The sequence below is a fragment of the Exiguobacterium sp. s129 genome, assembly GCF_018617585.1.
GTDB lineage: Bacteria > Bacillota > Bacilli > Exiguobacteriales > Exiguobacteriaceae > Exiguobacterium > Exiguobacterium aestuarii_A.
In genome coordinates, this window is sequence record NZ_JACSKL010000004.1 from 118,501 (window position 1) to 131,358 (window position 12,858).

10 protein-coding genes and 1 other annotated feature are annotated in these 12,858 nt (G+C 49.9%); of the genes, 8 read left to right on the plus strand and 2 right to left on the minus strand.

The features are described from left to right. Positions 1 to 8: 8 nt before the first annotated feature. The 7 genes from recJ (at position 9) to KNO92_RS06655 (ending at position 10,326) form a co-directional block, all read left to right on the plus strand. Entirely contained in the window at positions 9 to 2,303 is a 2,295-nt protein-coding gene (recJ, locus tag KNO92_RS06625; RefSeq protein WP_214695391.1) for a single-stranded-DNA-specific exonuclease RecJ, read from the plus strand. Between the two features lies 1 nt (position 2,304). Then, on the plus strand, positions 2,305 to 2,823 hold the full coding sequence (locus KNO92_RS06630; RefSeq protein WP_214760566.1) for an adenine phosphoribosyltransferase: 519 nt from the start codon (positions 2,305 to 2,307) through the stop codon (positions 2,821 to 2,823). A gap of 189 nt (positions 2,824 to 3,012) precedes the next feature. Next, complete coding sequence (locus tag KNO92_RS06635; RefSeq protein WP_211781458.1) at positions 3,013 to 5,202, plus strand: RelA/SpoT family protein; 2,190 nt, start codon at positions 3,013 to 3,015, stop codon at positions 5,200 to 5,202. Positions 5,203 to 5,218: 16 nt separating this feature from the next. Further along, positions 5,219 to 5,662, plus strand: coding sequence for a D-aminoacyl-tRNA deacylase (gene dtd / locus KNO92_RS06640; protein ID WP_031421442.1), 444 nt, complete (start codon positions 5,219 to 5,221; stop codon positions 5,660 to 5,662). A gap of 38 nt (positions 5,663 to 5,700) precedes the next feature. Then, positions 5,701 to 5,935, plus strand: a binding site (T-box leader). Between the two features lie 44 nt (positions 5,936 to 5,979). Next, complete coding sequence (gene hisS, locus KNO92_RS06645) at positions 5,980 to 7,260, plus strand: histidine--tRNA ligase (protein WP_251126098.1); 1,281 nt, start codon at positions 5,980 to 5,982, stop codon at positions 7,258 to 7,260. Further along, positions 7,257 to 9,029: an aspartate--tRNA ligase gene (gene aspS / locus KNO92_RS06650; RefSeq protein ID WP_214695395.1), complete on the plus strand. Its 1,773-nt coding sequence runs from the start codon at positions 7,257 to 7,259 to the stop codon at positions 9,027 to 9,029. Before hisS ends, aspS begins: the two co-directional genes overlap by 4 nt. Positions 9,030 to 9,147: 118 nt before the next feature. Then, positions 9,148 to 10,326 (plus strand): hypothetical protein, encoded by a 1,179-nt coding sequence (locus KNO92_RS06655; protein WP_214760568.1) that lies wholly within the window; start codon positions 9,148 to 9,150, stop codon positions 10,324 to 10,326. Between the two features lie 114 nt (positions 10,327 to 10,440). On the opposite strand, the gene KNO92_RS06660 is transcribed toward KNO92_RS06655, so the two are convergent. Together KNO92_RS06660 and KNO92_RS06665 are read right to left on the minus strand one after the other, a co-directional pair. Beyond that, complete coding sequence (locus tag KNO92_RS06660; protein ID WP_214760570.1) at positions 10,441 to 10,638, minus strand: hypothetical protein; 198 nt, start codon at positions 10,636 to 10,638, stop codon at positions 10,441 to 10,443. Next, positions 10,635 to 10,985 (minus strand): iron-sulfur cluster biosynthesis family protein, encoded by a 351-nt coding sequence (locus KNO92_RS06665; RefSeq protein WP_214695399.1) that lies wholly within the window; start codon positions 10,983 to 10,985, stop codon positions 10,635 to 10,637. Before KNO92_RS06665 ends, KNO92_RS06660 begins: the two co-directional genes overlap by 4 nt. 120 nt (positions 10,986 to 11,105) lie before the next feature. Here KNO92_RS06665 and KNO92_RS06670 point away from each other — a divergent pair, with 120 nt between their 5' ends. Continuing rightward, on the plus strand, positions 11,106 to 12,818 hold the full coding sequence (locus KNO92_RS06670) for an ABC transporter ATP-binding protein (RefSeq protein ID WP_214695400.1): 1,713 nt from the start codon (positions 11,106 to 11,108) through the stop codon (positions 12,816 to 12,818). Positions 12,819 to 12,858: the final 40 nt, after the last annotated feature.

Below are 12,858 nucleotides of genomic sequence, written 5' to 3' on the forward strand. Positions count from 1 at the left end.
TGAAGGACATGTACCATTCGAAGAAACAGTGGCTCTACCCGGAAACGAACCCGGACGATGTCACACGTTTACAAAACGAATTAAATATATCAGCACAACTCGCGACGTTGCTTGTTCAGCGTGGACATCAGGATGTAGAAGCGGCCAAGGCATTTTTGTATGCCGAGGAAGAACTCGTCTTTCATGACCCGTATTTGTTTGAACAAATGGAAAAAGTCGTATCCCGGATCAAGCAGGCTGCAGACGACGGGGAGATGGTACTCATCTATGGCGACTATGATGTCGATGGTGTCAGTGCCTCTTCGGTCATGTGGCACGCCTTGACCGAAATCGGTGTCATGGCCGAGTGCTATATCCCAAACCGTTTCACGGAAGGGTATGGACCGAACAAGGAAGCGTTCCAATGGGCAGCGAACGAAGGGTTCACCTTGGTGATCACAGTGGACTGTGGAATCTCAGGGATTGAAGAAGCGACACTGTTAAAAGACCTTGGTGTCGATTTGATCATCACCGACCACCACGAACCGAAGGAGACACTCCCAGACGCGTATGCCATCATCCACCCGCACATCGACCCGAGATATCCATACGATAAACTCGCCGGTGCGGGGGTCGCCCTCAAAGTGGCGCATGCCGTTTTAGGAAGAATGCCAGAGGAACTCCTTGATTTGGCCGTCCTCGGAACGATTGCTGACCTCGTCCCACTCGACGGTGAGAACCGATTGCTCGCGAAAAAAGGAATCGCGGCACTCGAAGCCTCGAAACGACCTGGCATTTTAGCATTACGTGAAGTGTGTGGTCTCGGTGATAGCGTGTTAAATGAAGAATCGGTCGGTTTCGCGTTCGGTCCACGGATCAATGCGGCGGGACGTCTCGATTCAGCGATGCCGGCGCTGCAAATGCTCCTTGCCGAACACGTCGAAGAAGCGCTCGAACTTGCGAAACAGCTCGATAAGCAGAATAAAGAACGTCAAGACATCGTCAAAACGATTACGGCTGAAGCGAAAGAACTCGTCGAAGCATCGATGACCGAGGACCGTGTGCTCGTCGTCGCGAGTGAGAAGTGGAACCCGGGAGTCGTCGGGATCGTCGCCTCTCGTCTCGTCGAGGCGTACTATCGTCCGGTCATTCTCCTTTGCCACGACCCGGAGACGGGAAAGGCGAAAGGATCGGGTCGCTCGATTGATGGGTTTGACCTATTTAAAGAACTCTCGAAAAATGAAGACATTTTGCCGCACTTCGGGGGGCATCCGGCCGCTGCTGGGATGACGCTTCAGTCCGAGAACGTCGCCGAACTGCGCGAACGACTGAATCGCCAAGCAGATGGGATTCCAGATGACGTATTCGTGCCGCGGGTCAACGTCGATTTGAAGCTGACGGTCAATGACGTCTCGCTCGATTTGATTTCAGAGATTGCGAAACTGGCACCGTTCGGGATGGGCAACCCGTCTCCACGCGTCGTCGTCGCAGATGCGAAACTGCGCGACATTCGTCAAATCGGACGTGATGCGACACATTTGAAAGTACAGCTCGCCGGAGACAAGCGTGAACTCGACGGCATCGGCTTCGGTTTCGGACATGTCGTCTCGGAAATCTCACAGATGGCCCACATCTCGGTGATGGGCAGTCTTCAAGTGAATGAATGGAACGGGATGCGAAAGCCTCAACTCATGATTCAAGACTTACGCGTCGATGACTTCCAAGTGTTCGACTATCGCGGGAAGAAAAAATCGGTACAAGAGCTGAAGGACTTACCGAAAGAACATACGTCGTTCTTGTCGTTCCAGGGAACAACCGAAGACTACCCGCTCCATGAGGGAGACGAGCCACTCAATCGTTTCGTCGTCCTGCTCGATTTGCCTGACGATGAAGATATTCTCGCAGAAAAACTCCATGAAGGCGTCGAGCGGATTTATTGCGCATTCGGACAGGGTGACTCTTTCTTTGAACGGCTTCCTTCGCGTGAGGATTTCCGAACGTATTATGTACACATGGCGACATGCGAACGGAAAAATCTACGTGAAAACCTGATTCGTCTGTCAAAAGAGCGAAAATGGTCAAAAAATACGATTCAATTTATGCATCAAGTATTCTCTGAACTCGAATTTCTTGTTACAATGGAAGACGGACTGCCTGGAGTCAATCCAGAAGCACCGAAACGCGATTTGACCGAGGCGCCGTGCTATCAACGCCGAATTGGGCGCCAACAACTCGAAGAGCGTTTCGTATACGCGTCATTGGCGGAGCTCAAAGAGCGGTTACAATCGTTGCGATCGAACAAGATGCAGGAGGCATACACATAAAATGGATTTCAAACAGCATATTAAAGAAGTAGCGGATTACCCGAAGGAAGGAATCAGCTTCAAAGACATCACGTCACTCATGCAAAATGGCGAAGTCTACAAGAAATCGGTAGATGAACTCGTCGCTTATGCACGTGAACGTGGAGCAGAGTTGATTGCTGGACCGGAAGCGCGCGGATTTGTCGTCGGTTGCCCGGCAGCATATGCACTTGAACTCGGGTTCGTACCTGTACGTAAAGAAGGAAAGTTACCACGTGAGACAGTACGTGTATCATACGGTCTCGAGTACGGAACAGACATCTTAACGATGCACAAAGATTCAATCCAACCTGGACAACAAGTAGTCATCCTCGACGACTTGCTCGCAACAGGTGGTACGATTGAAGCGACGATCAAAATGATTGAACAACTCGGTGGAGTTGTGGCAGGAATCGGGTTCCTGATCGAACTCGACGGACTCGGTGGACGTGAGCGTCTTGAAGGATATGACATCTTCTCACTCATCCGATACGAAGACTAATGTTTAAACGGGAAGCATATGCTTCCCGTTTTTGAATAGTTTTTGAGGAAAATAACCTACAACCTTTGACAGGTCGTCAGATTTTTTCGATAATGGTTATAAAAATTAGAGAATCTTGTATATAAACTACTACCATGCTGCGACGAATCCGAGGCGATTGGAGCGGTAAGAAAAAGGGTGTCGAATGTTATGACCAAAAAACAAATCGTAAGTATTGAGGATCTTCTCGACGCGCTCGGGGAGTATATGGGTGACGACGATATAGCCGAAGTGAAACGCGCTTACGAATACGCAAAACTTCATCATACCGGTCAGTTCCGACGTTCGGGCGAGCCCTATATCCTCCATCCGGTCCAAGTGGCCGGTATTCTCGTTGATATCGGCTTAGATGCCACGACGATTATCGGAGCGCTTTTACATGATGTTGTCGAAGATACGGATATTTCGTTACAGCAATTGACGGACGACTTCGGTCCAGACGTGGCCATGCTCGTCGATGGCGTCACGAAACTTGGTAAGATTAAATACAAGTCGAAAAAAGAAGAACTCGCCGAGAACCACCGGAAGATGATTATCGCGATGGCGGAAGACGTGCGCGTCATCTTGATCAAACTCGCGGACCGTCTTCACAACATGCGGACACTTCAGCATATGCCGAAAGAAAAGCAAGTCCAAAAGGCCGAAGAGACGCTAGAAATCTTTGCCCCGCTCGCACACCGGATGGGGATCTCGACGATCAAGTGGGAGCTCGAGGATATTTCGTTACGTTATATCAACCCGCAGCAATACTACAAGATCGTCTCGATGATGAAACAGAAGCGGACGGAACGAGAAGCGCTCGTCACTTCTGTCATCACGGAAGTGAACGGAGTTCTTGAAGAAGTGCATATCGATGCCGACGTGAATGGTCGACCGAAACATATTTATTCCATCTACAATAAGATGGTGAAGCATAAAAAAGAATTCAATGAAATTTATGATTTGATGGCGGTCCGCATTATCGTCGACTCGATTCGCGATTGTTATGCGGTACTTGGGATCATCCATACGCAATACAAGCCGATGCCAGGGCGCTTCAAAGATTATATCGCCATGCCGAAGCCGAACATGTACCAGTCGCTCCATACGACCGTGATCGGTCCGAAAGGTGAACCGCTTGAAGTCCAGATTCGGACGAAAGACATGCATTTTATCGCCGAGTTCGGGATTGCGGCACACTGGGCGTATAAAGAAGGCAAAAACGTCTCGACGAACGGGTTTGACGAGAAGATTGCGCACCTTCGTGAGATTCTTGAGCTTCAAAAAGATACGACCGATGCCGAGGAATTCATGGAGTCGCTTAAAGTCGACTTCTTTAGTGATATGCTCTATGTCTTCACACCAAAAGGGGACGTATTCGAATTGCCGAAAGGCTCTGTCCCGATCGACTACGCCTACCGGATCCATACGGAGATCGGCCATCGGATGACAGGTGCGAAAGTGAACGGTCGGATGGTCCCGCTCGACTACAAACTCGAGACGGGTGACATCATTGAAATCATCACGTCGAAGCACAGTTATGGACCGAGTAAGGACTGGTTGAAACTCGCTGTTTCGAGTCAGGCGAAGAACAAGATTCGTCAATGGTTCAAACGTCAACAGCGTGAAGAGAACGTCGAGAAAGGGAAAGATCTCGTCGAGGCAGAAATCAAGAAGCTTGGTTTTGAACCGAAAGAGATTATCGATGAGCCGGCACTCAGTATCGTCGTCGAGAAGTTCAACTTCGGGAACGAGGAAGAGATGTATGCCGCTGTCGGTTACCAAGGCATCACGGCCGCTCAAGTCGCACATAAATTGACGGAGAAACAGCGGAAAGAGCCGAAACTCGAACTTTCTGAAGCGATCAGCGAACTAAAAGTCAGTCAGGCACCGAAGAAGAAAACGACGGAAGCGGGCGTAACGGTCAAAGGGATCGACAATATGCTCGTCCGTATGAGCCGTTGCTGTAACCCGGTCCCGGGAGATGAAATCGTCGGATACATCACCCGTGGACGCGGGGTCTCGATTCACCGGAAAGACTGCTTGAACATCGTCAATGAACAACACCCGGAGCGTCTCCTTGACGTCGAATGGGAAGTCGGACAGGCGAAAGAGAAGAACTATAACGTCGATATCGAGATCACGGGATATGATCGTTCAGGTCTCTTGAACGACGTCCTTCAAGCAGTATCGGCGACGAATACGAATATCGTGGCCGTCAGCGGTCGGGGCGACCAAAACAAACAAGCCCGCATCTCGATGACGATCTCGATTCCGAACGTGAATCACTTGCAGAAAGTCGTCGAGCGCATCAAACAAATCTCAGACGTGTATTCGGTCAGCCGAGTCATGATGACGTGACGAAAGGAAGAGGAACGTGCGTGTATTATTGCAACGAGTGAAAGAAGCATCGGTCACAGTCGAGGAAGAAGTCGTCGGTGCAATCAACGCCGGATACTTGCTTCTCGTCGGTGTGACACATGAAGATACTGAAGAAGAAGTGAACTGGCTCGCCGATAAGGTGACCGGTCTTCGCGTCTTCGAGGACGATCAAGAAAAGATGAACTTATCGATTCAAGATGTGTCCGGTCAAATCTTGTCGGTCTCGCAATTCACATTGTATGGAGATACGATGAAAGGAAGGCGACCTGCTTTTACAAAGGCCGCAAAACCGGACATGGCCGAGACGCTCTATGAAAAATTCAATGAGCGACTCCGGTCAAACGGGCTCGTCGTCGAGACGGGACGCTTCGGTGCGATGATGGACGTCGCACTCGTCAATGACGGACCGGTCACACTCATGCTCGAAAAAAACGCTTGACAGATGCCAGCTTGATTCGGCATCATGAAGCATATAGTCAAACACCTATGATAAAGAAGAGTACGGTCAACCCACCAGCAAAGAGAGCGATGCCTTGGCTGAAAGCATCGACTGGATGATGACCCGAACGACACTTTGGAGGTGCTCCCTTGAAAACGAGTAGGGGGAGCCGTCTCATCGGGCGTTAACCGATTTCGAGTGGCAGAGTTTCAAGTAATGGCTCTGCAACGAGGGTGGTACCACGGGAAACTTACACAGGCTCTCGTCCCTTTGCGGACGAGGGCCTTTTTGTATTTTTTAAGGAGGGAAATGTGATGATGAAAGCACCACGCGGTACACAAGACCTGCTTCCGGGCACGGTCGAGACGTGGCAATATGTCGAGGAAAAACTTCGCGACATGAGTGCCCGTTACAACTATAAAGAAATCCGCACACCAATCTTTGAAACAACGAACCTGTTCACACGCAGTGTCGGGGAAACGACGGACATCGTACAAAAAGAGATGTTCACGCTCGTGAAGAAAGGGAAGGACGAGTACACGCTTCGCCCAGAAGGAACGGCATCTGTCGTCCGTGCGTTCGTGACGAACAAACTGTTCGGAAATCCGGACCAACCGACGAAGCTCTACTACATGGGACCGATGTTCCGCTACGAGCGTCCGCAAAAAGGCCGCTTCCGTCAGCTTCACCAATACGGTGTCGAAGCGATCGGCAGTAGCGATCCGGCTGTTGACGCTGAAGTCATCAGCCTCGCCTACTCGATCTACAAGTCGTTTGGGCTTCAGAAAATCAAAGTCGTCGTCAACTCGCTTGGGGACGCGGAAAGCCGCAACGCCCACCGCGATGCGCTCATCCGTCACTTCGAGCCGGTGGCAGACGAACTTTGCCAAGACTGCCAGTCACGTCTTTACAAGAACCCGCTTCGCATCTTGGATTGTAAGGTCGACCGCGATCACCCGTCGATGAAGACGGCACCGTCAATCCTTGAATATTTGAACGAAGAATCAAAAGCCTACTTCGACCAAGTGCTCGCACAACTCGACGCACTCGGCGTCGCGTATGAAGTCGACCCGACACTCGTTCGTGGACTCGATTACTATACGCACACGGCGTTTGAAATTATGTCCGAGGCAGAAGGGTTCGGAGCCATCACGACACTTTGTGGCGGCGGACGCTATAACGGTCTCGTACAAGATATCGGCGGACCGGACATGCCGGGAATCGGGTTTGGGATCGGATTGGAGCGCCTCATCCTCGCATTGGAGAATGAAGGAGTCTTACCTGAACTCGAGACAGGTCTTGATGTCTTCATCGTCGCCCAAGGTGAGAAAGAAGTCGAATTGACGGCGACACGCCTCTTACAACTCCTTCGCATGGAAGGGTTCAAGGCAGACCGTGATTATCAAGGACGCAAGTTCAAAGGACAATTTAAACAGGCTGACCGCCTGAAAGCTAAGTTCACAGTCATCTTAGGGGATGACGAAGTCGAACGTGGGGCAGCTGCCTTGAAAGATATGACGACTGGTGAACAAGTTGACGTGCCACTCTCGGCCGTCGCAGACAAAATTCGTGAACTATCGGAAGGAGCAGGACAATGATCGGACGCACACATATGAACGGCCGCGTGACAGAGTCACTCATCGGCCAAGAAGTACAATTAAAAGGATGGGTACAAAAGCGTCGTGACCTCGGGGGACTCATCTTCATCGACCTTCGTGACCGCACAGGGATTGTCCAAGTCGTCGTACGCCCAGAAAATGAAGCAGTCCACCAACTCGCGGAAACAATCCGTAGCGAGTATGTCCTCGACGTAAAAGGAACGGTTCTCGAGCGTGAGAACAAGAACCCGAACATGCCGACAGGAAACATCGAAGTCATCGCGTCTGAGATCAACATCTTGAACGCGGCGAAGATGACACCAATCCCGATCGGTGACGAAGCGGAAAACGTCTCAGAAGACCTTCGCCTCAAATACCGTTACCTCGACCTTCGTCGTCCAGCGCTTCAAGAGACGTTCCGTCTTCGCTCGAAGACGTCGAACACGATTCGTAACTTCTTGACGGAGCAAGAGTTCCTCGAAGTCGAAACGCCGATTTTGACGAAGTCGACACCTGAAGGCGCACGTGACTATCTCGTACCGAGCCGTGTCCACGGTGGAGAGTTCTATGCACTCCCGCAATCACCACAGCTCTTCAAACAGTTGCTCATGGTCGCAGGATTTGACCGTTACTTCCAAATCGCACGCTGCTTCCGTGACGAAGACCTTCGTGCAGACCGTCAACCTGAGTTCACGCAAGTCGACATCGAGACGAGCTTCATGGATATCGAAGACTTGATGGCGATGATGGAATCAATGATGGGTGAAGTCATGGAGTCATCACTCGGTCGCACGGATACACCGGCTAAGTTCGAGCGTATGACATACGCGGAAGCGATGCGCCGTTTCGGTTCAGATAAGCCGGACACGCGTTTCGGTCTTGAACTCATCGATGTGGCAGACGCGGTGAAAGGTGCCGGCTTCAAAGTGTTCGACGCCGCACTCGAATCAAACGGGCAAGTCAAAGCAATCAATGTCAAAGGTGAGGCGGACAACTTCTCACGTAAAGACATCGACAAGCTTCAAGAGTTCACAGCGGTCTACGGTGCGAAAGGTCTCGCATGGCTCAAAGTGACAGCGGAAGGCTTGAACGGTCCGATCGCGAAGTTCTTCGACGAAACGTACGCACAGAAGTTGATCGAAGCAACGAATGCAGAAGCAGGAGACCTTCTCCTCTTCGTCGCATCGAAACCAACTGTCGTCGCAGACAGCCTTGGCGCACTCCGCGTCAAACTCGGACACGACCTCGGTCTCATCGACGAGTCGAAATTCAACTTCCTATGGGTGACAGACTTCCCACTCGTGACGTTTGAAGAAGAAGACGGTCGCTTCTATGCGAACCACCACCCGTTCACGATGCCGAACCGTGAAGACCTTCACCTTCTCGAGACAGACCCGGCAAGCGTACGCGCCATCGCCTATGACCTCGTCTTGAACGGTTACGAGCTCGGTGGTGGCTCACAGCGTATTTACGAGCGTGACATCCAGGAGCGCATGTTCAAATTGCTCGGCTTCACGCAAGAAGAGGCAGTTGAACAGTTCGGCTTCTTACTCGAAGCGTTCGAATACGGTACACCACCACACGCGGGAATCGCACTCGGTCTCGACCGTCTCGTCATGATTCTTGCTGGTCGTTCGAACCTTCGCGACACGATTGCCTTCCCGAAAACGGCTTCGGCAAGCGACTTGCTCACGCAAGCACCGAGCCCGGTCGCGGACGCGCAACTTGAAGAGTTGTCGATTCGTACGGCAGTAAAAGAGAAAAAATAATACGCTTCATACAGGATTCGTCGTTCTCGGCGAATCCTTTTTTATATTTTTCTGACAACTTTGTATAAGGTTATGATACGATTATGGAATAAAATGTATTTTGAAAGTAGGGGAAATGTTGAAGCGAATCAATACGTTGGCATTAGGGGTATGTCTAGGGGTTGCAACGATGTTATCTGGGTGTACGGATGACACAAAAGCTGCACCAGAAGTGGAAGAGGTTGTTCGAAAGACGGAGTCGACGACAGAATCGACACCGGATGCACCAGCAACATCCGAACCGGAGGAAACGTCGGAACCAGCCATCCGTTTACAAAGTGCGGGAGAGAGCGAATCGATTGGGGAAGTTGAATCGTATGACTTATCTCTATTCTTTGCAGATCAAGTACCGATGATCGCACCAGAGCACATCACAGGAAACCGAATCGTCTATACGGAGTTGATTGAAGAAAGCAGCAGTCAAATAAATGTGTACGATACGGGGCGTAATACAAACGATCTTATTCATACGTCCTCCAAAACGATTGGGAATCTTGTCGGGATTCAAGATGAAGTGTTTTGGGTTGAATATGCACAGGCTGAAGGGTATGCATATGAATGGTCGATTTTTACGATGTCGTTGGACGAACAAAAACCTGAACAAATAGCGGAAGGGACTAGTCGATTTGAGACGCCCGTTCCTTATGTAACAGCTTCAGATGATACCGTCACATGGGTCGATTATGAGGCATCGGCATCGGATACAAAGACGACGGTCATGCAGTTCTCTCCGATGTCGGATTCGATTCAAACGATTGAGGCATTCACGCTCCAAGAAGAGGGAAAGCGTGACGGGGAATATATCTTTGATTATCGCTCGGGTGAGGAAGGATTAATCCTACATAAAAGTGTCTTCAACGAAGGTGACCTGACGAGTAGATTAGTCACGACCGATGGTTCATTTGATGAAGAAGGTGGGGCATTGATTGATTTCGAACGAGGAAGCAAGTTCGTCTCCCTTGGCAAAGAAGGAAGAGTCGAATTTATATCCGCAACTCCGTCCAACGTGAAATACGTGTATAACGGCTCGCAGAAAAACATTACGTTCGATGCGTTTCGCTATTTGCGTGACGATTATATATTGTTCCGCGAAGGGATGAATCGATTGCTTATCGCGGATTTAAGAGAAGAGACCGTTTCGTATTTACCGAATGACGGTGGAACGGTATCCAAGCCAGTCTTTAAAGATGGAAAATTAGCGTATGCTGAATTAGATGGTGAGGGATTGGTTCGTTTCTACGTCATTGATGTGAAGTAAAACGATAAATATCATCGGTAGTACGGTTTTATGAAGGGAGGAGGTTCGCAAATGCGAACCCTTTTCTTTTGAATATAAAAAAGGAAGATTCGTCCCTGAAAGACGATATCTCCCTTAATTCTTTTCCTCATCGCGTTGCATATATTTCGCTGTTCGCTGCAAAGCGAAACCAAAGGCAAACAGCGAGGCGATAACTGCGGACATCGTGTATACCGAATCGATGAGCGCCAGATAGATTCCGAACAGTCCAAGCCCAAAACTCACGAAAAAAAGAATAAGGAGTCTCGGATGTTGTTTCAGCGTCTGTTTCATCGACTTGGAACGTTCAACTGACAACCTGTACCGTCCGTGACGAGAAGGTTCGAATTGAACACTTGTCCGTCACTTTTCAAGACGAGCGTACGACGGTCTTCAAGGAAGTCGATTTTCATCTGTTCGTCTAAAAATACTTTCGTCCAGTTTTTGATTAAGATTGGACCAAGGTTCGATTCGATTTCGACGTCTTCTGGGGTCTTCCCCGTGACGTATCGAATTTCGAAAATCCCGCTATTTCCACAGCCACAACCTTCTGTCTCATAGAAAAGGTGCATCTGTCCCTCACGTTCGCCTTTCAATGACTCGATTCGTTCGAGCGCGCGGTCTGTAATGTGTACATGCATGTGTATCACTCCTTACCTTTATTATACGCCGATTGAAAAAAGAATGAAAAAGGGATGCATCCTGTTTTCCACCTTTCGGAAAAAAGCGTACACTTAGAGTGTTGAGAAGGGGGAAAGAGAATGATTTCACGTTTTTTTAGTTATTATCGACCACATAAAAAGTTATTCCTGCTCGATTTTTCATTCGCGATTCTCGTCGGACTACTTGAACTCGGGTTTCCGCTCGCCGTTCAATGGTTCATCGATGACTTGTTGCCGGGTGGGGAATGGAACTGGATTATCATCGTCAGCATTGGTCTATTGATTCTATACATATTGGCCATGATGATGCAGTATGTCGTCAACTACTGGGGGCATAAGCTCGGGATCAACATCGAGACAGACATGCGGGAAGAGTTGTTCACGCATATCCATAAACAGTCGTTCCGATTCTTTGATAATCATAAGACCGGACATTTGATGAGTCGGGTCACGAACGACTTGTTCGACATCGGGGAAGTGGCGCACCACGGACCGGAGGACTTCTTTATCGCCATCATGACGTTACTCGGTGCGTTCGGGATCATGTTCTCGATCGACCCGGAACTCGCACTCGTCACCGTTGTCGCGGTACCGTTCCTGATCATCATGATCACGTATGCGAATAAGAATATGAACAAGGCGTGGCAAAAGATGTACACGAACATCGGGGAAGTGAACGCACGTGTCGAGGACAGTGTGTCCGGGGCACGTGTAGTCCAGTCGTTTACGAACGAGGCATTCGAGATCGGACGTTTCCAAAAAGACAACAACTTCTATCGCGGCTCGAAGATTGAGGCATATCGTGTCATGAGTACATCGCTCGCGGGAATTTACATCACGACGCGTTTGATGACGTTGCTCGTCCTCGTCTACGGGGCGTACTTAACGTACGAGGGTCAGTTATCATACGGACAGCTCGTCGGGTTCATCTTGTACATGAACTTACTCATCAAGCCGATTGAAAAAATCACGGCGCTTTTAGAGATGTATCCGAAAGGGATGGCAGGGTTCAAACGGTTCACGCAATTGCTCGATGAGGAACCAGATATCGAGAACCGTGAGAATGCCATCGAAGTCGAGACGTTGAAGGGCGATATCGTCTTTGACGACGTCTCGTTTGGCTACTCAGACTACCGCCAAGTGTTGACGGATATTGACTTGTCAATCAAGGCAGGGACGACCGTTGCATTAGTTGGAACGAGTGGAGCGGGGAAAACGACCATCTGTTCACTCATCCCTCGCTTTTATGATGTGACGAATGGGGCCATCTCAATTGACGGCATGGATATCCGCGATATGACGAAAGAGAGCTTACGTCGTCAAATCGGAATCGTGCAACAGGACGTCTTCTTGTTTGCGGGTACGCTACGTGAGAATATCGCTTACGGGAAGCTCGATGCGACCGATGGGGACATCATGCACGCGGTCGAGAAAGCGCATCTCGGGACGCTCGTCGAGGAACTCGAGCACGGTCTCGACACACAAATCGGGGAACGGGGACTGAAGCTCTCGGGTGGTCAGAAACAACGCATCGCCATTGCGCGCATGTTTTTGAAAAATCCGCCGATTTTAATTTTGGACGAGGCGACCTCGGCGCTCGATACGGAAACGGAGGCCATCATTCAAGATTCACTTAATGAACTGGCTGCGAATCGGACGACGCTCATCATCGCCCACCGTTTAGCGACAGTAAAAAATGCCGATCGGATTCTTGTCGTGACGGCAGAAGGAATCGTAGAAGATGGAACGCATGAAGAGCTTAGCCAAAAAGGCGGCGTCTTCACGAACCTGCTACAACGTCAACAACTGTAAACGGAAGGTCACCTTTTAAAAGGTGGCCTTTCTGGCGTGA